This window comes from Ruegeria marisflavi, assembly GCF_025673445.1.
Classification (GTDB): Bacteria; Pseudomonadota; Alphaproteobacteria; order Rhodobacterales; family Rhodobacteraceae; genus Ruegeria_B; species Ruegeria_B marisflavi.
The window spans coordinates 152,322-173,596 of the sequence record NZ_JAOVQN010000007.1; the positions used below are offsets into that span (position 1 = coordinate 152,322).

General features: G+C 58.8%; 18 protein-coding genes. 6 read left to right on the top strand and 12 right to left on the bottom strand.

The features are described from left to right. Positions 1 to 75 precede the first annotated feature (75 nt). The gene (locus OEZ49_RS09115) at positions 76 to 837 is read right to left on the bottom strand and encodes an NAD kinase (RefSeq protein ID WP_263388010.1); all 762 of its coding nucleotides are present in this window, start codon (positions 835 to 837) and stop codon (positions 76 to 78) included. Positions 838 to 1,006: 169 nt separating this feature from the next. Here OEZ49_RS09115 and glyA point away from each other — a divergent pair, with 169 nt between their 5' ends. Beyond that, a complete protein-coding gene (gene glyA, locus OEZ49_RS09120; RefSeq protein ID WP_263388011.1) occupies positions 1,007 to 2,302 on the top strand; it encodes a serine hydroxymethyltransferase in 1,296 nt (431 codons plus the stop codon). 158 nt (positions 2,303 to 2,460) lie between these two features. Here the strand turns inward: glyA and OEZ49_RS09125 are convergent, their stop codons facing one another. Then, a complete protein-coding gene (locus tag OEZ49_RS09125) occupies positions 2,461 to 2,835 on the bottom strand; it encodes a hypothetical protein (protein ID WP_164130053.1) in 375 nt (124 codons plus the stop codon). A gap of 91 nt (positions 2,836 to 2,926) precedes the next feature. Between OEZ49_RS09125 and OEZ49_RS09130 the strand changes: the two genes are divergently transcribed. Next, the gene (locus OEZ49_RS09130) at positions 2,927 to 3,685 is read left to right on the top strand and encodes an alpha/beta fold hydrolase (protein WP_263388012.1); all 759 of its coding nucleotides are present in this window, start codon (positions 2,927 to 2,929) and stop codon (positions 3,683 to 3,685) included. Between the two features lie 90 nt (positions 3,686 to 3,775). Here OEZ49_RS09130 and OEZ49_RS09135 read toward each other — a convergent pair whose 3' ends face one another. From OEZ49_RS09135 to OEZ49_RS09150, 4 genes are all read right to left on the bottom strand, one after another. Continuing rightward, positions 3,776 to 3,964: a hypothetical protein gene (locus tag OEZ49_RS09135; protein WP_263388013.1), complete on the bottom strand. Its 189-nt coding sequence runs from the start codon at positions 3,962 to 3,964 to the stop codon at positions 3,776 to 3,778. Positions 3,965 to 4,038: 74 nt separating this feature from the next. Continuing rightward, entirely contained in the window at positions 4,039 to 4,422 is a 384-nt protein-coding gene (locus tag OEZ49_RS09140) for a rhodanese-like domain-containing protein (RefSeq protein WP_263388014.1), read from the bottom strand. Between the two features lie 103 nt (positions 4,423 to 4,525). Then, positions 4,526 to 6,013: a flavin-containing monooxygenase gene (locus tag OEZ49_RS09145; RefSeq protein WP_263388015.1), complete on the bottom strand. Its 1,488-nt coding sequence runs from the start codon at positions 6,011 to 6,013 to the stop codon at positions 4,526 to 4,528. A gap of 15 nt (positions 6,014 to 6,028) precedes the next feature. Beyond that, on the bottom strand, positions 6,029 to 6,490 hold the full coding sequence (locus tag OEZ49_RS09150; RefSeq protein WP_164130062.1) for a cupin domain-containing protein: 462 nt from the start codon (positions 6,488 to 6,490) through the stop codon (positions 6,029 to 6,031). 151 nt (positions 6,491 to 6,641) lie between these two features. Here OEZ49_RS09150 and OEZ49_RS09155 point away from each other — a divergent pair, with 151 nt between their 5' ends. Continuing rightward, positions 6,642 to 7,640, top strand: coding sequence for an AraC family transcriptional regulator (locus tag OEZ49_RS09155; RefSeq protein WP_263388016.1), 999 nt, complete (start codon positions 6,642 to 6,644; stop codon positions 7,638 to 7,640). 17 nt (positions 7,641 to 7,657) lie between these two features. On the opposite strand, the gene OEZ49_RS09160 is transcribed toward OEZ49_RS09155, so the two are convergent. Continuing rightward, complete coding sequence (locus OEZ49_RS09160) at positions 7,658 to 8,002, bottom strand: RidA family protein (RefSeq protein ID WP_263388017.1); 345 nt, start codon at positions 8,000 to 8,002, stop codon at positions 7,658 to 7,660. Between the two features lie 150 nt (positions 8,003 to 8,152). Beyond that, positions 8,153 to 9,697: an FAD-dependent oxidoreductase gene (locus tag OEZ49_RS09165; RefSeq protein ID WP_263388018.1), complete on the bottom strand. Its 1,545-nt coding sequence runs from the start codon at positions 9,695 to 9,697 to the stop codon at positions 8,153 to 8,155. Positions 9,698 to 9,801: 104 nt separating this feature from the next. Here OEZ49_RS09165 and OEZ49_RS09170 point away from each other — a divergent pair, with 104 nt between their 5' ends. The 3 genes from OEZ49_RS09170 (at position 9,802) to OEZ49_RS09180 (ending at position 13,075) form a co-directional block, all read left to right on the top strand. Then, positions 9,802 to 11,097, top strand: coding sequence for a YcaO-like family protein (locus OEZ49_RS09170; protein WP_263388019.1), 1,296 nt, complete (start codon positions 9,802 to 9,804; stop codon positions 11,095 to 11,097). Continuing rightward, positions 11,094 to 12,182 carry a TfuA-like protein gene (locus OEZ49_RS09175; RefSeq protein ID WP_263388020.1) on the top strand — a complete coding sequence of 363 codons (1,089 nt, stop codon included), beginning with the start codon at positions 11,094 to 11,096 and terminating at the stop codon, positions 12,180 to 12,182. Before OEZ49_RS09170 ends, OEZ49_RS09175 begins: the two co-directional genes overlap by 4 nt. Positions 12,183 to 12,322: 140 nt before the next feature. Beyond that, positions 12,323 to 13,075: a class I SAM-dependent methyltransferase gene (locus tag OEZ49_RS09180; protein WP_263388030.1), complete on the top strand. Its 753-nt coding sequence runs from the start codon at positions 12,323 to 12,325 to the stop codon at positions 13,073 to 13,075. A gap of 12 nt (positions 13,076 to 13,087) precedes the next feature. Here the strand turns inward: OEZ49_RS09180 and OEZ49_RS09185 are convergent, their stop codons facing one another. From OEZ49_RS09185 to OEZ49_RS09200, 4 genes are all read right to left on the bottom strand, one after another. Further along, positions 13,088 to 16,987 (bottom strand): tetratricopeptide repeat protein, encoded by a 3,900-nt coding sequence (locus tag OEZ49_RS09185; protein ID WP_263388021.1) that lies wholly within the window; start codon positions 16,985 to 16,987, stop codon positions 13,088 to 13,090. A gap of 108 nt (positions 16,988 to 17,095) precedes the next feature. Further along, entirely contained in the window at positions 17,096 to 18,001 is a 906-nt protein-coding gene (locus OEZ49_RS09190; protein WP_263388022.1) for a hypothetical protein, read from the bottom strand. A gap of 315 nt (positions 18,002 to 18,316) precedes the next feature. Continuing rightward, complete coding sequence (locus OEZ49_RS09195) at positions 18,317 to 20,242, bottom strand: caspase family protein (protein ID WP_263388023.1); 1,926 nt, start codon at positions 20,240 to 20,242, stop codon at positions 18,317 to 18,319. Between the two features lie 10 nt (positions 20,243 to 20,252). Next, positions 20,253 to 21,275: MBG domain-containing protein (locus OEZ49_RS09200; RefSeq protein WP_317853164.1), on the bottom strand; the 1,023-nt coding region annotated here is incomplete at its 5' end.

The following is a 21,275-nucleotide window of genomic DNA, read 5'->3' on the forward strand; positions in this document are numbered from 1 at the left end:
CGACACTGACAGACAAAACCTTATGTGCCTGTGATATTGGTCACAGAACGGCAAAAAATCGTAAACAACTGGAAATCAGGTGAACTGCTCGGAAATCAACCGCTCTTCCAGCCCGTGGCCGGGATCGAAGAGGATGCGGTGCCGGATCGTAGGCTCAGAACGGATCTCCACCCAGTCGATATCGGGAATCGAGGTTGAATCGGCATCCGCCATGACCGGGCGCTTGTCGGCATCAACCACGTCGAATCGAACCTTGGCAGTCTTGGGCAACAGCGCACCACGCCACCGGCGAGGCCGGAACGCGGCAATTGCCGTAAGGGCAAGGACATCCGAGCCGATCGGCAGAATAGGCCCATGCGCAGAGTAGTTGTACGCAGTCGAGCCAGCAGGTGTGGACAGGAGCGCACCATCGCAAACTAGTTCCGCCAGGCGCAATCGCCCATCCACCGTGATCTTTAGCTTCGCCGCCTGCGGCCCTGCGCGCAGCAGCGAAACCTCGTTGATCGCCAGCGCCTTGTGAATCTGGCCTGACTGATCCATCGCGGTCATCGAAAGCGGGTTGATGATCTCTTCTTCGGCTGCGGCAAGCCGGTCCATCAGATCGGTTTCAGAATACTCGTTCATCAGGAACCCGATGGTGCCACGATTCATACCATAGACCGGGACATCCAGATGTTGCGTACCGTGCAGAGTGCGCAGCATGTACCCGTCCCCACCCAACGCGACAATGACCTCGGCATCCCGGGGGGCGACATTTCCGTATCGGCCCACTAACGTGGCACGGGCGGTTTGGGCCACCGGGGCATCGCTGGCCAAAAAGGCGATTCTCTGGGGCATCAAATCAAGTTTCCGGTGCTGCGCATTCGGTTCCGAAACAATCATACCTTTCCGCCCTAGACCAGACTTGACGCCGCAGTTGGCCATTTCGTCGCTTTACAGCCTTTTGCGGACGTCCGGTTTCCTATAGGAAATCGCAAAAATCGACCCCCAGCCATGCGGAGCCCCCATGAACGCCAATCTTCGTGACACCGGTTTCTTTACCCAAGCCCTGTCCGACCGCGATCCCGAACTGTTCGGCGCGATCACCCAGGAACTCGGCCGCCAGCGCGACGAGATTGAACTGATCGCCAGCGAGAACATCGTCTCGGCCGCCGTGATGGAGGCGCAAGGTTCGGTGATGACGAACAAATATGCCGAGGGCTATCCCGGCCGCCGCTACTACGGTGGGTGCCAGTTCGTGGACATCGCCGAGAACCTGGCCATTGAGCGTGCCAAGAAACTGTTCAACTGCGGCTTTGCCAATGTGCAGCCGAACTCGGGCAGCCAGGCCAACCAGGGCGTGTTCCAGGCGCTGATCAAGCCGGGCGATACCATCCTGGGCATGTCGCTGGACGCTGGCGGCCACCTGACCCATGGCGCGGCCCCCAACCAGTCGGGCAAGTGGTTCAACGCCGTGCAGTACGGCGTGCGCAAGCAGGACAACATGCTGGACTACGATCAGGTCGAAGCACTAGCGAAGGAACACCAGCCCAAGCTGATCATCGCTGGCGGGTCTGCCATCCCGCGCCAGATCGACTTTTCCCGCATGCGCCAGATTGCCGACATGGTTGGTGCCTATCTGCACGTGGACATGGCGCATTTCGCCGGTCTGGTGGCTGCGGGCGAGCATCCCTCGCCCTTCCCACATGCGCATGTGGCCACCACCACCACGCACAAGACCCTGCGCGGCCCGCGCGGCGGCATGATCCTGACCAATGACGAGGACATCGCCAAGAAGATCAACTCGGCTATCTTCCCCGGTATTCAGGGCGGACCGCTGATGCACGTAATCGCAGCCAAGGCCGTGGCCTTTGGCGAAGCGCTGCGGCCCGAGTTCAAGAGCTACATCCAGCAGGTAGTCACCAATGCCCAAGCGCTGAGCGACCAGCTGATCAAGGGCGGTCTGGACACTGTGACCCATGGCACCGACACCCATGTGGTGCTGGTCGACCTGCGCCCCAAAGGGGTGAAGGGCAATGCCACCGAAAAGGCGCTGGGGCGCGCCCATATCACCTGCAACAAGAACGGCGTACCGTTTGACCCGGAAAAACCGACCATCACCAGTGGCATCCGCTTGGGCTCGCCCGCCGGTACCACGCGCGGCTTCGGCGAAGCCGAGTTCCGCCAGATCGCAGACTGGATCATCGAGGTCGTGGATGGGCTGGCCGCCAATGGCGAGGACGGCAACAGCGTTGTTGAAGAAAAGGTAAAGGCCGAGGTGGCCGCGCTCTGCGCCCGCTTCCCGATCTACCCGAATCTCTGATCGGGTCTACCACAGGCTGACTGCAGCGCCGTCTCCGCCTATTCGCGGAGGCGGCGTTGTTTATTCGGCAAGACAAAGAGCATACACTCGGCCCCTCACTCCGCTTCACAGATGCGCCCCGAGGCGTTGAGCCGGATGTCGCGCAGAGGGCGGTGCCTCTATATGATCTTGCGCCAGGCCAGAAAGGCCAGCAACAATGCAGCAAAAGCGAGCAGGTTGAACGCAAGCCCGCCCAGCATGCCCAGCCACCATCCCTTGCGCCGATCTGCAAGGTCTATGCTGCGCAAATGTGTCTGTACTTCTCCGGCAGCCGACAAGAGGTGTGGGCTGTCGAGCGTCAGACGCAGTTTCGGATGATCGACCATGGCCTCAATCCGCGCCAGATCCATGGCGCGGCGATAGATGCGGCGCGGCAGCCTGTGCTTGGCCCGGCGCAACGCCTGACGCAGCGACTTGCCACGCACGCCCAAACGCTCGCGAAGCAAGGCCACCGTCACCGCGATCTGGTCCTGAATCTGGTTCTGTTCTGTCATCCGCCGGATCCCCCGGCAGATACCCTAGACATTCTGTGCGCCGGTCTCAATGGGGCTGGTCGCGCCACAGCGGGCGCGATATCACGTCCCTATGCTGAACACGATCATCCACGGCTCACCAACCGAACACCCTCCCCTGCTCATCGCCCATGGCCTCTATGGTTCGGGCCGCAACTGGGGCGTAATCGCGCGGCGTCTGGCCGACCAGCGCCAAGTCATCGCCGTCGACATGCGCAACCATGGCGACAGCCCCTGGTCAGACCGACACGACTATCCGAGCATGGCCGAGGACCTGACCGAGGTAATTGCCCACCATGGTGGTCAAGCGGATGTGATCGGCCATTCTATGGGCGGCAAGACCGTTATGATGCTGGCGTTGAACCACGGCGAGGTGGTGCGCCGCCTCGTGGTGGCCGATATCGCGCCGGTCCCCTATTCGCACACCCAGCTGCCGTTCATCGCGGCAATGCGTGCCGTTGACCTGTCCCGGGTCGAGCGCCGCTCGGACGCCGAAGATATGCTGGCCGAACAGGGTGTCGAAAAGGCGTTGCAGAGCTTCTTTACCCAGTCGCTCGACCTGTCCGGCAAACGCTGGCGGCTGAACCTCGACGCGCTGGCCGCGAACATGCCCGCGATCATGTCGTTTCCCGAGCGGTCAGGACATTGGGCGGGACCCGCCCTGTTCCTAGCCGGAGCCGAGTCCGACTATGTCCGCCCCGAGCATCGCGACCGTATACGTGCGCTCTTCCCCGCTGCCCGCTTTGCCAAGATACCGGGTGCCGGCCATTGGCTGCATGCGGACAAACCGCGCGAGTTCGAAGCCGCCGTGCGCACCTTCCTGAACGCCTGAGCGCGGTTTTCAAAGCGCTATTTTCTTCTTTCTGCTAAGAAACACTCCCGGGAATCCGGTGGGCCGGTCCCACTTGTGCCCTGCCAGCAGTCAGACCTCCTGGTCGTAGAGCCGCCGGGCCACCCACCAACTGACGGGCGCCGCAACGACAAATCCCGCAGCGGCCGCCAACAGGATCGCGTTGAGCGAAACCAGCCCGGCGGTCAGCACCGCAATAACGGCTGTGCCCGCCAGAGCGGTCGAGATCAGGCTAAACAGAATCGAGGCAAGGCGCATCATGGCCGGTACTCCAGAAAATCAGGCGCGTCCGGCAGTGATATCTTAAGATTCGAATGTGATTTCCTTGATCTCGATCACATTCCGGGATCGACCGGCTCGACCCGCGCGCCTTCCCAGTCGGAGAAACCGCCCAGATTGTAGACCTCGGCATAGCCCATATCCTTGAGTAGCTTGCCCGCCAGCGCCGCCCGCCCGCCGGAGGCGCAGTGCAGAACGATCACCCGATCCTTGCGCAGTTCAGGGTCGTGGAACGGAGTTTCTGGATCGGCCCGAAACTCCAGCATGCCACGCGGAATGTGATGCGAGCCCGCGGCGCGCCCCGTCTTTTGCAGTTCCGGCGCATCGCGGATATCGAGTAAAAGTGCGCCTTTCGCAACCAGATCTTCTGCCCGCGCGCTGTCGATACGCGGCACAGCCGCGTTTGCCGCCGCCATCATGTCCTTAACTGTCAATGCCATCTGCACTGCCTCCTGCTAGGTTCCGGGTCAGGATAACATGCCATTTTCGGCAGATGTAAGTCACTTTTGCGCGGGCAAACCCAATGGGTTGCCCGCGCGACGCTCATCCCGCCTGATACTGCGGCGTTGACGCCAGGAAACGCCCAAAAGCCTGTGCGTTGGGATACGAGAACTGCTCGGCCAGCGGATTTGCCCGTTTGCGGACCTTGGCCCCCATATCGGCCAGCAGCTCGTCGAAATGTTTGAAGTGGAACGGTGCCGAGCAGAGCCCGCCATAGACCTGCGCAGCCGGACGTTCTTTGCGTTTCCAGTTCAGCATCATCTCGATGTTGTCGTTCATCTGCCGGGCCGTGGGCTGGTTCGCCAATTGCCCGTCCGCATAGCGCACCAGCCAGTTGGCGATCATCTCGGCCGACAGGATCGTACAGAAAGACGAGTTGAACCCGACAAATCCCATATCCGGCACATCCGGATTTACCGACAGACGATAGACGCGGTATTGGCCGTCCGCCTCGATCAGCTTGTCAAGGTACTCCTGCGCCAGATAGGGGATACCCAGCTTCCAACCCACAGCCAGAACCGACAGATCACAAGGTACCCGGTCGCCCGTAGTCAACACCACATGGCCCTTTTCATAATGGTCGTATGTGCCCTGTATGGGGCGGATCGAGCCGTCCTTGAACCCTTCGAACAGGCCAGGCGTGACGATCGGGATTGAGCACGAGACGTCCTTTTCGATCGGCACATCGGGGACCATGTTCCATTTCTTCAGCCCCAACTGGGCCTTCAGCATCATCTCCAGCCCGCGGAAGTTCAGCCAGACCAGCGGTTTCAGAACGGCGGCGATCACCCGTTGCAGCGGAGACTTGCCCCATTGGTTGAACTGCTGCTCCTGCGCCCGTATGTAGAGTAGCCGTTTGAAATTGATCCCGCCCACGAAGTAGGGCACCCGCCAGACCGGTTCGCGATAGACAAAGGTCACTGATTTCGCGCCGTTGCGGGCCGCGTTCACGACAAGGTCGGTGGCCGATTTCGACCCACCCAGAACCACCACATGCTTGCCCCGTGCGAGATTGCTGTCGGTGTACTCCGACGAGTGCATCACCTGCCCGCCCTCGGCCACGAACTCGTCCTGCCCCGGATGGGAGATGATGTTCTTGTCGGAAAACTGCCCGGTGCAGATCGCGACAAAGTCGAAATCCTGTTGCCGCACCTGACCTGCCGCCTCGATGGTGAGGGTCCAGCCCGATTTGCCATCGGCCCTGCGGTCCATCGACAGGATGTTGGTATTGAGCTGAAACAGCCGGGTCAGGTCATGCTTTCGGGCATAGCTATGCAGATAGGCGTGCACCTGTGGCCCCTTGGGCCATTCCGGATAATCCTCCGGCATCGGCAGGTCAGTGTAGCAATACAGATCCTTGGGGCTTTGGGTCTGGACATCGGGGTAAGAGCGCGACAGCTCCCATACCCCGCCGAAATCATGGGTCCGTTCGAACCCGAAAACACGATGCCCGCGTTCATCGAACGCCTTTGCCGCGGCAAGACCCGACACCCCGCCGCCGATGACGGCGACGTTCTTTCGTTTTACCATGGGTCTGTCTCCTGCTTACTGGGCGTCGGGCGGCGGCAGGAAATCAACCTCGTGCAGCGCTGAAAGCCGCACCAGTTCCGCCGGGTCAGTCACCCCATCGAGCGCCTTGAACAGATCGAAGAGCTTGCGCGACGGTGCCACGCCAAAGACGCAGGTCGCATCCTTGCCCGAGCGGTTGAAGACGCCATGCGCGACCCCTCTGGGCATCCGCACAACGTCACCGGGACCGGCTTTGTTCGCGGTCACATTTCCGGTCTCGAAGCCAAAATCCACTTCCAGTTCACCGTCCAGCACCAGGATCCATTCATCCTGCGTCGGATGCACATGTGGCGGCACAAACGTGTCAGCCGGGACCGCGGCATGCCACATGAACACGTTGTCGCTGTGCAGCTTTGGCGTGTAGGTCTGACCCACCACGTTCCAGGCCAACCCCTCCAGCCCGGCCTTGGCGGATGTCACTCCGGCAGTTGTTTCCATTTCCCTGTTCTCCTTTTTGCGAGGTATTTTGGGAAACGCTATGAAGCGGCGCGGCCCCCGAATATCCGAAAAGCGAAATTTTCCGCGCATCTTTACGGGTCGGAAAGTGGAAACACTTTGTGTTTCGGTTTCCCCGAGTCATGCTGTTCACATGCTCAGCAAACCGGAAAAAACGCCTCTACTGCGGTTCAGACAGTTCCAAACACGGGAACTGGACGAGGCGCGCGCGCTGGTGGCCCGGAATTTTTGCGGGCATCGCCTTGAAAGAGAATCACGCGCCGACCGGCTCGATGCCTGCCAGCACCGGGCGGGCGGCAACGGGCTGTTCTACAACTACATCCGTTACGGCGCCGACGTCACGATCGAACCCGGTGAGCTTGGATCGTTCTATCTGATACAGGTTCCGATCCGGGGCAACGCGCTGATCCGCAATGGCACCAGCGAAGTTGAGACCGGCCCCGCAACCGCCTCTGTGCTCAACCCCGACCGGCATACCCGGATGCGGTGGAAGGAGGGCTGCGAACAGGTGCTCCTCCAGATAGACAAGGCGCGGCTGAACTCGGTGGCAGAGGCATTGACCGGAAACAGCCTTCAGGCTCCGGTTCGCTTTGATCCCAGCATCGACCGTACCCGCCCCGAAATGCAGCGCTGGCTGGGGCTGTTCCGGCGCGCGGTCTCGGCGGTGGATCACGGTGGGTTGCTGGACCCCGATCAGGCGCTGAGCCGCACTCTGGTCGAAGACGAGTTGATCATAGGGTTCCTTCAGGCTCAACCGAGTTCGATCTCACCCCTGCTGGAACGCCCCGAAACCAGCTCGCTGACGCCGCATGTTCGGCGCGCCCGTGAATACATGCAGGCGCATCTGGCCGACCCGCTGACATTGAGCGATATCGCGGCGGCGGCCGGAACCTCGCCCCGAAACCTGCAACTCGGCTTCAGCCAGTTGCTGGAGATGACGCCGCTCGCCTATCTGCGGCTGCTGCGCCTGAATTACGCGCGCTATCTGTTGTTGGAAAGCCCGCCACAAACCACAATCGCCAGCATCGCGGGGGCCGCCGGTTTTGCACATCTGGGCCGGTTTTCAGCCCAGTATGCGGCCCGCTTCGGCGAAGGGCCAAGCCAAACGCGCAAGCAGCGCTATCTGATCTGACCCGACGCCGACCAAGGTCAGTCGCAGGCAGCGGTGACGATAACCTCGACCTTGAGCGTATCGCGCGCCAGGCGCGCCTCGCCGCAGGCCCGCGCGGGGGCGTGCCCTTCGGGCACCCAGGCATCCCAGACCGCGTTCATCTCGGCGAAATCACCCATGTCGGCAAGCCAGACGATGGCTTGCAGTATGCGTGTCCGGTCCGAGCCGGCTTCGGCCAGCAGGGCATCGACACGTGACAGGCAATCGCGGGTCTGGTCGGCCACGGTTGCGCCATCGCCCACCTGCCCGCACAGATAGGCGGTGCCGTTATGCTTGACGATCTTGCTCATGCGTTGGCCGGTGCCGATACGGGTGATGGTCATTTGTGTGTCTCCCAAACGAGGTTTTAGAACCCATAACACCCAGCTTCGCCGTCCTCCAGTGCGAAGCGATCAGGTCGAGGGTCGGCTCTCTCTTCTAGACCCGGTACAATCCGAACCAGAGGCTGTTGGTGAGGCCTCCGAACATTTCTTCTATGGTAGCGGCGCTTGTGAATAGACAATCGGCGTGTCCGGAAATTTGGGCCCCTTTGGCGGAGGTGCGCCCGGTGGCTCGGTCATTGGAGGCTGAATATGCTGTGGATTGGCAAACCAGTCGAATGGGTTGTACTTGGATTTCACCTGCGCAAGCGTACCCAGGTAATCGCCCCAGTAGGCGTTCTCGGCATCCTTGAAACCCGGCCGGGGATAATTCTGGTAGGATTGGCCATTCATGAACGGCGCCATCAACTCCATGAAATCGTTCAGCCAGTCGATGTTCGTTTGATAATCCTCCTGCCTGAACCAGAAGACTTCCAGGAAAAAGTTCATATAGGCATCGCGATGAACAAAGGAATTCGGATCATCGCTTCGTGCGATCGCCCCGCCATATGGCTCCATGCCGATATCGTTCCAGGGGTTCGGACAGGTCGCCATGAAGTCAAGCATCGCCTTCCAGTCCTTCGCGTCGAGCGTCTTGTCGATGTAGCCAGACTGTTTTTCTTCGAACACATAGTCGGGAGCGGACGGGATCGGCACCGGCTCGTCCAGTAACCTGTGATTCAACTCGACATAGCGCCCGGTCATTTGGATATCCAAATGTGTACCGGGTAGGTCACGCAAAGGCTCGATCATCTCCGCGCAGCTTCGTTGATCACCATTGTAAAGGCCTCGCATGTAAAACCGCGGCCGCGTATCGGCGATCATCACCGCACACTGGTAACCCAGTTTTTCAAGCGCCGGGCCAACTATGTAGTCTTGCTGTAACATCACCAGCGCTGCCGGGGCATCGGCGGTGTCCCAGCTCAGCCCGAAACCGTACATCTCCCCCACGTCGTGAAGCTGGTACGTGATACTGAGAAGGACGCCGAAATTGCTCCCCATTCCGCCGCGAACGCACCAATAGAGATCGGAATTGGTCGTTTCATCAGCGACGACGATGCCACCGTTCCACAACATCATTTCGAACTGCATGACATTGTCGCAATTCATCCCGAACTCGCGCGAGGTGAACCCGTATCCGCCGCCCTGCATATACCCGCCGACGCAGACATCGTCACAGCCGCCACCGGGCACGTGCAGGCCGAAATCGGACAGCACTGCGTTAAGACGGTGAAAGGACGTTCCGCCGCCGACAATTGCGCGCCGCATCACCCGGTCGACCCACACTGAATTGATCTGGCTTAGGTCAATGACCATGCTGTTGTTGATCGAGAAACCTGCCGAACTGTGACCACTCGACCGGCAAACAGGTTTCAGATCGTGTGTTGCGGCAAAGGCGAGGCAGTTCCGAACGTCGCTGGAACACTCGCAATAGACAATGATTTCGGGAAAGCACTGGAATTGCCGGTAAAAGACCTGGCGGGCTATCTCATAGTCAGGGTCACTCGGAACCACCACCCTACCTCGAACCTGCCGCTCAAATGTGGCAAGCTGATCATGCGTGAAAGGTGCGCGCCATCTGACCTGTTCGGAAGCAGCCGCACTCCGGGTATGAATGCGCACTTCCTTTGCGTGCTTGGCGGTACTGCGTCTTTTCATGCCTGGACCTCTCCATCTGAGAGAGAAATGGAAACTCAAATCGGGATAGTTATCTGAAACCTAAGATCTTCCCTCTCTCCGAATAATGGGAGTATAGTTTCTTCATGCCAACCGCGCGTAACGTGTCTTCTGTTAAAAAGTGCTTTTTGTCTGGCACACATCGAACGGCCGATCCCACAGATACGTGGGCGCGCATTAAGCCACTATTCCCGGACATTGGAATAACTCGGGTCGCGGATGTCACCGGCCTGGATTGCATTGGGATTCCTGTTTGCAATGCGATCCGTCCGAATGCCCGATCTTTATCTGTTTCCCAGGGAAAAGGGGTCGGGTTACCACAGGCACGGGTTTCCGCAGCGATGGAGGCGATAGAGCTCTTTCATGCCGAAAGAACACTTGGTGACGTTGAAAGAACCAGTTTCACACGAATAGGACGTGGCAACGCGGTCGACCCGCGCGACCTGTCCCTTCTTCGGGGCGAGGCCCGGGGATTGTCGGGCATACCGATCCACTGGGTCCAAGGCCATAACCTGATCAATGACCGCCTCGTCCACGTGCCCCGCGATCTTGTCAGCTGTGATTTGCGTCGCGATGCCCCGACGGATGGAATCTTTCTGACCAGTTCCAACGGGCTTGGCGCGGGAAACACAAATGAAGAAGCAATTCTTCACGCTGTCTGCGAAGTCGTCGAGCGCGACGCGACATGTCTGCATCAGGCCGCAAGCGGTCGGTTCGGCGGCGAACCGGCCCTGGTCGATCCCGATACGATAGACGATCCCCTGTGCCTATGGTTGATGGAGCAGATCACAAGCGCCGAAATTGACTTGCATGTATGGGTCCAACTTAGCGACTTGCCGATACCTTCTTTCGGATGTGCGATTTCGGACAGCCACGGCGGTAAGTTTCCCGGCGCGCCGATTGGCACATTCCAAGGATATGGATGCCATCCTGACCGAGGGATTGCCCTCTCACGCGCAATCACCGAAGCTGTCCAATCCCGGCTGACCTATATCGCTGGGGCGCGCGACGATTTGTTTCGCGACGATTACGCCAGCATCCAAACGGCCCGCAATCGCCGTGGCTGGCTTTCCTGGCTGGAAGGCAAAGGCCCGATGATTGATTTTCGCCACTCGCCAAGCTGGGCAAGCGACGCCGTGTCTTTCGACCTAGAGACAATGCTTGAAATGCTCGCACGTCAGGGCTTTGACCAGGTCGTATCGGTTGACCTCACTTTGACCAGGATCGGCATTCCGGTTGTCAAAGTCATCATTCCGGGACTGGTCGAACCGACGATTGGGAACCAGGCGCCAAGAGGCAAAAGGGTCGACGGCTTTCTTGAACGGTTGAACCTGTCCATGGCCGGGATGTACGACAAGCGGCGCATGGGGTACCTGGCATGAACGACATTGTCGTCTTTTTGGGACCTACACTTTCCCGCCAAGAAGCCAGGCGAGCCCTTGATGCGCATTTCCTGCCGCCTGTCTCGCAGGGCGACATAATCTCGGTTGCGAATGAAAACCCCCGGGCCATCGGAATCATCGACGGATATTTTCAACTCGTGCCTGCCGTCTGGCACAAGGAGATCCTATACGCGCTGGACAAAGGCATTCCGGTTGTGGGGGCAGCCAGCATGGGCGCGCTGCGCGCCGCCGAGTTGGACGCGTTCGGCATGGTTGGTGTCGGGCGCATCTATCAGTGGTACCGGAGCGGATTCCTGGAGGCCGATGACGAGGTCGCGGTCATCCATTCACCTTTCGAGATCGGCCACCACCCCCTGAGCGAAGCGATGGTCAATATCCGTGCCACCCTTGATCTTGCGGTTCGCAACATCGAGCTTTCGAAAGAAAGTGCCATAGCCCTGTTGGAGGCCTGCGCGGCGACACCTTATTGGGAAAGAAGCTTTGACAGGCTTCTGGCCGATGGGAAAAAACTGGGACTGTCCGCCAGCGAGCTGAAAGCGCTGGAACGCTGCGAACGGGTGGATCAGAAACGGCGCGATGCTCTGGAAATGCTGGAACGAATGGCCCAAGGCCCGGCCACTGGTGTAGACACACCGGATTTCCGGTTTAACCGGACCAGCAAGTTCGACCGGCTCGTGGAACAGGATACCTGTCTGGCGCGTGATGGCGATACGCGCATAACCATCAGCGTGTTGGCAGACTTTTACCGGCTGCACGGCCACAGGTTGTTTCCGGGCGCGGATTCATTCGCGCTTGCCCAAGCTGGTGGCCGAGCAAACGAAGTTGTTGACGCCTTGCGGTTAGAGGGGCGTTTGGACACCGTCCTTGGCCAAGCGGTGGCCTGCGATCAAAGCGACGGCCTGCGCCCTTGTGAGGGTGACGACCGGGCGGTGCTGGAGCGATATTGCCGTCAGGCAGGCTTGGGACTGGATCAAACCGCCACTGAACTCGGACAGGCTATTGGACTGCACGACAGCGAAAGATTTATTGAACGGTTGCATCGTTTCACTTTCAGGAGCCCGTAAAGCATATGAATGGCCCAGCCGACACCGCCGGTCCGGACAGGAGTGGTTCTGCCACAACCCGGGATCTTGTCTATCATTTCCACAAGATGTTTGACGGATCGTTTCCCGAAGTGCCCTCAACCCTCGGGCCGAGCAGTTACATGCTTCTGAGTTCAATTGCACTGCAACCGACAAACTCGGGAAAGCCGCCGGTGATCCTGGACCTTGGTTGCGGTTCTGGACGGCTGTTGCAGATCCTTGTCGAACTTGGATCTCCGCAAGAAAACCTGCACGGTGTTGATTTCGTACCCGAGCAGATCGCCCGCGCAAAGCAACGTCTGGGTGACACCGCAGTCAAACTGATCTGCGCACAATCTCAGAATCTGCCGTTCGGCTCCGGCTCGATCGATCGTATTGTCATCCACATGGGGTTGGCAACCATGCTACCACTGGAGCGCACACTGAACGAAATCAACCGTGTTCTGCCTCCTGGTGGGAAACTTGCCATCATCGTCGATGGACGGGCCCGACCGGACACGATCGACCAAATGTATGCGAAAATCATTTATCAAGCCGTCGCTGAAGAACAACCAGACCTGATTTTGCATGCCACCGGCGACAAAAGGGTCTGCGACCCCGTGTCTCTGTGTGAACTGACGGCCCGGCACACCGATCTGATTTTGGAAAACGATGTCAAACCTTTTGAATTACTGCTGAGAATGGCATCTTGGGAGTACTTGAGTTTTCTCGAGGGAGAGTACCTTTGGGAACTGTTGAGCCACTCCGGGCGAGACCGCGTTCGAACGGCGGTCCTAAAGTTGTTTGATGCGCACAAAAACAAACCAGCGACGATTCCGCTGGCGATGCAGTTGATGGTGTTTGAAAAGCGTGCTGACCATGCCACGGCAGATTAACTGCCTTTTATTTCAATCCTTGGCGAATGGTAATAGCAGCGCTGGCACGCGCTTCAATGCTTCAATGTCCAACCCCATGTCCCGCACCGCGGTCAAGACGAATCTGCGCTCTCCGGCAAGAGAGTAGTCAGAGGCAAGCTGATGCGCGGCGGCAAGGCAACCTATAGCCATCCGTTGGTCTTCCCCTGGCTCAATCCATTGCGACGCACATTCGACCAAGACCCGAATTCTGGAGCCAAGTCCCATGGCACGCCCGGCCCGTGCGCTTTGGTCCGCCTTGCGTAGCCACACCAATCCGGTGGTTCCAAGTCCGCGACGCGACAGTTGATCCAGTTTGGATCGGGCTTCGGCTGTCAAGCTGGATCTCTTTCTCAAAAGCTTCGCAACTCCCAGATACGTGAGTCCGTGTTCATGGTCGGCTTCGCCGCCTTGCAACATGTCCAGATGCGCGGAAAGAGCGTCAATGGCCTCGGCGTCCGCGCCCAAGGACGCCTTAGCAGCAGCAAAATGCGGCAATGTCTCATAGGGAATGGCATCTCCGCCCAGCACCCGTCGCTCTCGCATGGCCTGCTCATAGGCTTTGATGGCGAGACCCAGTTTCCCGCACTCGTGATGAACGCGACCTATGAAATGATTGGCAAACCAGACCCCCGGCCGATCCCCGATTGAATTGGACACCTTGAGCGCCCGTTCCAGCACTTCAAGCGCCTCGTCGTATTCTCCAACAGTGAACAGGTCTATCCCGAGGTTTCCGATGGGATAGGCCAGTTCCTGTTTGTTGCCGAGCTGCTCGAGTATAGGGATAGCGCGTCGGTTGTTTTCGATCGCTTGTCTGTAAGAGCCCAAGAGCCCGTGAGCCGAAGCAATACCGGCCAACGAAATTGCAATCAGGTTCTGGTCTTCAAGCCGCTCACCGACCGCGAGGGATTGCCGATAGAATTCCTGCGCGTGGTAATAATCTCCGGAGTACTTGTAAGTTCCCGCAAGCATGCTGAGAGATTTGCCGACCATCTCCTGATCATCTGCGCGGCGCGCGATGGCCCAAGCCAATTCCAGTCGTTCCCGTGCCCTGGCAACATCCCCCGATTGGCGCAGAACATCACCAAGAACGATCAGCATGTCGATTTCTTGCCTAGGGTCTTCGGCCGCGAGAATGCCGGAAAGGCCGTGTTCCAGCACTTGGACGGCCTCTTCCCAATCCCCTGTCAGAGCCAGTAACGCTCCCAGGCGCGCACTGATGGAAACTTGCAGGTCCAGCTCTATGCTGTATTTCAAGAGACGCCGATAAAGATAGATCGCTCTTGGAGCATCCAGCCTTTGATGCGCCATGTCACCGGCTTTCCGAAGGTAGTGCTGCGCCTCTTCCGGCATTTCCCCCTGTTCAAAGTGATAGGCCAGGGCCTCCATCCGGTCGAGGTCACCCTCCCCAGACAAGCTCTCTAATGTCTGTGCGGCCTGGCGATGCAGGTTTCTTCGCACCACAACCAGTTGCATGTCATAAATCGCGTTGCGTAGCATCGCATGTCGGAAACGATAGTGACCAGGTGAGCGTTCCGTCCAAATCTGTTGCGCCTGCCCCTCTTCCAAGGCGTCAGCGATCATCCGGTCATCGTTGAGCATTTCCCGCAATAGAGGCGCGCCGAATTCATCCCCTAAAACGGCAGCAACTTGGATCACAGATTTCAGCCGCCCGGGCAATCGGTCTATCCGCGCCATGAGAATACCGCTCAACCCCTGGGGTAGATGTGCCACGGCGTCTGGCGCCAGTTCGACGCGCGCGTTCAACCCCTTGCCCCGATACAAGAAGCCGCCTGAGGAGCTCAACGTCAGAATCAACTGCTCGAGGTAGAGAGGATTCCCGGCGCTCTTGTCTCGCAGATACTCGACCAACCTCTGGGACACAGGGCTCCCCAACGCCCGCTCAGCGATCTGACGAACACCGCTTGGGCTCAGGCTGTCCAGCCGGATCATAGCGCGAATGCTTGCGGACCCAAATGGCACATCAGGGACGTTACCGTTGTCGTCAAGCCGGCAACTGGCGAGCAAAGCAACCGGAAAGCCAGACTGGCTGGAAACCAGGTCGAGCATCTCCTTGGATGCGGTGTCGAAAGTGCCCACATTTTCTGCAATCAATACCAACGGATTGCGCCCGGCCAAGGCGCGCAGCGATGCAATTATCCCACGAAAGGTATTTCGGTACCGCAGCTCAGGTCCGACTTGCGCATATGTTGAACCTGCCCAATGCACATTCAGCAGCGCCGCGATAAATGATCTAGTGAACGCCAGCTCTTCACGCAGTGCAGAATCGGAGGTTTGATCACAAAGACTCTCGAATTCGGCTAGGAAGGTGGACCGCCTATGCTCCTCATCTCGCAGTGCGCTCAGCTTGAAAACATCTTCCAAAGTTCGCTGGAAAGGACCCAGTGGTCTTTCCAGGACGGTTTCTGGTATCAGGCTAATGACGACCGCAGACATTTCCTGAGCAGTATTTTTCTCCTTCAATCGTTGATGCACGACTGAAAGCAGGGTACTTTTGCCCGATCCTGCCCCCCCGGTCACAACCGCGGCTCCACCCCCGCCAGATTGCAGAATAGCCTGGACAGCATCCAGGAGTTCCTTGATTTGTGCGCCTCGTTCGACGATATCGCCTGAAGTGGTCACCTGCGCATGGACGTCGCGCCTTGCACCCAGTGCATAAACAGGCTGAGGATCAGAGAACCCCTTCAGCTCCAGATTACCGACAAACTCGAAATGAAAACGCCCAAGAGCGTGATCCCGAGTGGAACTATCCAGTAGAATCTGCCCAGGCGCAGCCCGGGAAGCCAGCCGGGCCGCGAGATTTACGTGGCGACTGGCGCAGGTATAGACCTCGTGGCGTCGCGAACCGGAGAATCCCGCATGTGAAAGGCCATAGGTTAATCCGGCGCTGACAGACGTACCTAGTTTCTCCAACACGTGAACGGCAAACTCGATGGCACGCCCGACATCATCTTCTGTCGCGATCGGTGCCCCCCAAAAGATCAGCGCGGTGCATCCTTTGTCACCATCCGTAATGCCATTGATGAAACCGCCGAACAGATCATGAGCCTCGAAAAGGTTGGCAACGAACGCGTCCAACTCTTGTTTCGGACGGTCCAGATGCACAAATAATGTCGCTGTCCAGCGAAACTGCCCATATCCTTCCGCGGTTGCTACTACATCGGGATAGAAATCGGTTACAAGCCGATCACTGGTTTCCGGTACAGGGGACAATTGAAATGGTGCCACAAGGTTTTCGGCATCTTCTACAATCCGCGCTTCCCCGCCCTGAAGGCTTTTGGTTACTGTCGCCGCCGAGAACCGCGCCGCAGTGGCCGAAGTCGCAATCAACTCGCCCGGCCCGACCATCTGCCGAACCTTGGCGGCATCTACGATCGGGGTGCCGTCGAAGTAATAAATATGCCTATGGCCTGAGGCGTCTCGCAATATGCGCCAGTTTATTCGACCATCGGCTATGCCGATTCGAGCGTTGATTGTGAATGTGCCAAAACGGGTTTGGTAGGTATGCCGGGAACGGATGGTCTGGCGCATCTCCCATCCGGCGGCAAGGCCGCGATTGATGGTGGACCCCAGTCCAGCAGTTTCCGGAAAGGCGGCCAGAAACCCGTCCCCGGTGTAATGGGCGACAAATCCGCCATATTCATACACGCAGGACGTCATCGGTTCGAAAATGGCGCGGATGATGCTGGCCAGGATTTCCGCACCCTGCGGGCCATGCACACTCAGCGCGTCGGTAACCTGGGTAAAGCCGGACGTGTCGACGTCTATGACAAGCGCCTGAAAATACCCAGCCGATCGCCCGGCTTTGTGTTGGTCGAGAATGAAGGTGGGACAGAGCGGCCGGATCGGGACCGATATTGGGCTGGATTTCAATGCTTCTTGATCCTGTTCGACTTCTTTTCATCCTCCGATCACATCAAATGACGTGTACACCGAGCCTCGCGTTCAATGTCTCAGATCCATACTTGAAACCTTCAAGACTTACTTTTTGCCGGGTTTCCTTGTGCCTTTTTTCGCTGTCGGTTTAGACGCAGGCTGATCCTTGGCCACTCTGCGCCCTTCAGCTGTGCGGCGGGCCTCAGAGGCGGCGGGCTTCGCGGGCGAATCCTCGGCCGGCGGTTCATCGGCTACACGACGGCCGTCGGATGGAGTCAGATCTTCGGACACGCGACGCGCCGCACTGTCACTCTCCGGAGCCCCGGGTTCGACCACCCGCCGCCCTTCCACGACGCGGCGGGCTTCGGCATCTGCCGTTCCTTCGTCCCAGTCATCAAGAACGCGGCGACCTTCGGCCATGCGCCGCGCGACAGCGTCTGAGGCTTCGAAATCAGCCTCATCAACAATACGTCTGGCCGCACCCACCCTTCGCGCCGCAGAACCAGCGGCCATTGATCCTTCGTCTTCGGCAACACGCCGCCCTTCGGCAACACGCCGTGCTTCGCCCACGCGTCGAGCATCGCCGACGCGACGTGCCTCGGCGACGCGGCGCGCTGCGCTGTCCTCAATGGCGGGAACCCCTGAGAAGGCCACTTCGCCCTCGCTCGCCAAGATCGGAGGATGACCGGTTTCACCGTTTGCCCATGCCTTCAGAACAGAGTCGATCTTTGGCTTTGGAGGCAGCGGCAGCACCAGCCGGTCGACACGGTTCAAGGCCGACCCGCCTATTGACCATTGGGTCGCGCCGTCCTCCACGACGACTTCGGCACCTTCCGGCACCGCCAATCCTGCATCTTTCAACGCTCTTGCGGGCTCAGCAATCAGTTGCGCCTTGAAAGACTTGTCGGTCCAGGCACGCGCAATAATCTTGGAGATGCGCAGGGACCACAGGTGCCATTCTGCACAATCCATAGGATGTAGAATGTCATGATCGGAATTGCCTTTTGTCATCGAAGTTAGCTCCCCTGGTAAATCGTGAAACCCAGCAGTATTGCGCCAGATCGATCGACTTCTCGGAAATCGGCTCAACTCGGCAACTTGTGATCAGGATAACGTTAACAAATTCCAAACTATTTTGCAGTCAGTTTCTCCCACAAAGTTCCGCCAGGTACTGGTCTAACACCTGCCGCGCATTCGAGAACAACAAGTCAACTACCGGGTGTAAGGATCCGCTTCAACGCCAGTCTTTGTGATCCGCGCGCTGTTGTCACAACTCCATAGCTTGTAGTCAGAACAATGACCTGCGAGGCCTGTTAATCCGTCTAGCTAGTTTGCGACCAGAACTTCGGCTTTGAAGCCCCCATTGCGCCAACGTGACAGGGCGGTCGCAAAATTGGGTCCCGGCAGCCCATCTACAGCCCCGGCGTAGTACCCGGCGGCCTGCAACCTTTGCTGGATTGCCTTAACGGTATCCGGCGACCATTCGTTCGTGGCAGTCGTCAATTGTTGCAGAAGCGTTCCCCGATCTTCGGCTACGCCCCGCAACAGCATATTGGCAGCCTGGCCAAAATCCCGAGACACTCCACGGCCCTCATCCAACAGGATCGCCGCCGCGCGATAGCCTTCGTGTTCGCCATCACGGGCCGCCCGCAAGAAATAGTCCAAAGCCAAATCCGGCGTATCGATCATTCCGTCCTGGGCCAGAACCCCAAGGTTGAACACGGCTTTCGCCGATCCAACCTCGGCGGCCCTGCGCAAAAGGGAAATGGCCCGATCAACATCTTTCTCGCCTCGGTCCCCCTGGAACAGGGATACCGCCAGATTGATCATCGCATCCGAGCTGCCCGCTTCGGCCGCACGCTCGTACAAGGCAAAAGCAGCCTCCGTGTCCTGCAGGATGCCATTCCCGCTTTCAGTGAGCTGCGCGAGGCTTACCATCGCTCGCAAGTCCCCACGTTCGGCAGCACTGCGATATAGCTGCACCGCCCGCCGCAAATCCCCAGAAGCGGCTGTCGCACGTGCCAGAAGCGCGGTGTAATGAGGCAGGTCGGGCGACTGAACAGATGCGGCAGAGCAGGCTTGTATCGCGGCTAGGGTGTTCTGGGCCAGACGGTCGAATGGAACGCCGGGAACCGATGCGGTCGCATCACGGGGATGTGTCGCCAATCTCTCGCATATCGCCTCGGGCGTGCTGTCCTCGGCATTTGGCAGCAACTCGAGCAGCCGCCGGGCCTCGGGTGCGCGCTCGCCTTCGGGAAAGCGTTCCAGATAAAACTCCAGCAATGGCCGCATTCTGCTCCGTCTGGCCAAGGTCCAAAGACGCTCGGCCTCTGCTTTATCGTCGCGAAACTCTAACGCACGGGTCCGCGTGCCGGTTTGCAGATAGGCCAGAACGTCTTCGGCATGGGGGCCTTGAGGGTAGCGATCAATGTAGAGCTGCATCAACTCATCATTCTTCGCTTCAATCGCGACCTGCCAGAGCATAGTTTCCTCGGACACGGTCACCGGGTTGCGGTCGAACTGGAACGCGCGCGTAAGCGAGGAATTGTCCCAGGGGATCTGGCGGCCTCCGGTCGCGGCCAGAACATCGCGCCGGACGGCGATCATCAACTCGGACACATCCTGTCCTGGCGTGTAAATATGGTTGAGCAGCGCTTCTGTGAAAAAGCTGTTCCGCCCCGTGCCGTCATAAGCCACGTTGTCGGGTTGGGTCGCATAGGCGAACATGAAATTGGCAGAAGTTCCCACCCGGGCAAGGCCGCTACCTACTTCGGGTAACTTGGCCCCGGCCATACCGAACGGATTGTCCCGGCAGGCGTCCAGAAAAACGAGTTTCAGACCTTTGGATCTTTCAAGCGCTTCGACGACACGCGCCAATGGCACGGTCTGGTTTTGCAGATCATCGGGTGAAGAGATCCGCGCATCGGTCGGCACCAGATAATTCTGCCCGTTTATCTGAAACCCATGCCCGGCGTAGAAAAACAAGGCGACATCGGCCGTTTCCGCCGCCTCGCTGAAATCTTCTATCGCTTCTCGTGTCTCCGCCTGGCTGTAGTCGCCGCCCATGAGCACGTCAAAACCCAGCCCCTCAAGCGCCACGGTCAAATCAAGCGCGTCGTTCCTGGGGTTCTTCAGCGGTTCGATATGGCGGTACGACGAATTGCCCAGAACAAAGGCAACCCTCGTCTCGGCCCAAAGACCGGACGTCATCAAGAACAGCAGACCGGCGAATGCCGCAATCAGGGTTCGCATCGTTTCCCCATCACAGGTCCGAAACCCGCGAAAGCTGAATACCAACCGTTTCGAGGGAGCCGGCCACGGTAGTGATCGTCGCACGTTGAATACCAGCCAACTCGGGATCCTCGACCCGGACCAGCGCGATCGCCTTGCGGATTTCACCCGCGGCATTGTCCAGCGCAGTTCTGGCCTCGGCCAGTGCTTCACGGCGGATAGCCTCACGCTCGGAATCTGTTGTCGCCGTCGCGAGGCGCCGTTCCGCTCGTTGGCGGCTCCGGTCAATGTCGGACCGCGCATTGCGGATGATGTCTGCTACGTTTTCCATACCTGGAGGCAGATCCGCCGTGATCTCGTCAAGCTCACCGGCGAAACTGTTCAGGGCATCCGACAAACAAGCAAGGTAACGGCTGACGTCGCTGCTACCCTGCTGGCAGCTTTCGGCGGCAATCACCATTTGGTCCGAGAGAACACGGACATCTCCCAGCGTTTTCAGCGCCTTCTCTTTGGTAAGCCCGATCGCACTTGTGCCACCACCAAATGTGCTGCTTTCAGTGAACAAAACCCGGATGTCGTCCGTCGGATTGGGCAGGCCAATGTCACCCACTGTTGGCGGGCGCGGTATGGTATCAGCCGGAGCTTGCACGGTCATCGAACCATCGACATAGTTGATATCGTAATTCTCTAGACCCGTTCCTACGGCCGAGGAGGCTACAATCGCAAACGGGCCATCCACAGCCAACGCGCCAGTTGGGCTACCCGCACTAACCAACTGAACGGTATTCACAGTGTCTCCTTCGACGATTAATCCGGATACCGAGACCTCGTTTCCCTGGAAAACGAATTCCTCACCTTGAAGCTTGGTCTGGTCTAGAGCCGTCACCACCAGCGGCGCAGGTGTCACCGTCAGCGCCCCATCGACATAGGAGATCGCGTAGTTCTCAAGCCCAGTGCCCAGCGCGTTCGAGGCCACGATGGCATAGGGCACGCCGCCATTCACCCCGGCATCCGCCGCGGCACCCGCGCTCGTCAGGGTCACGCTGTCCACGCT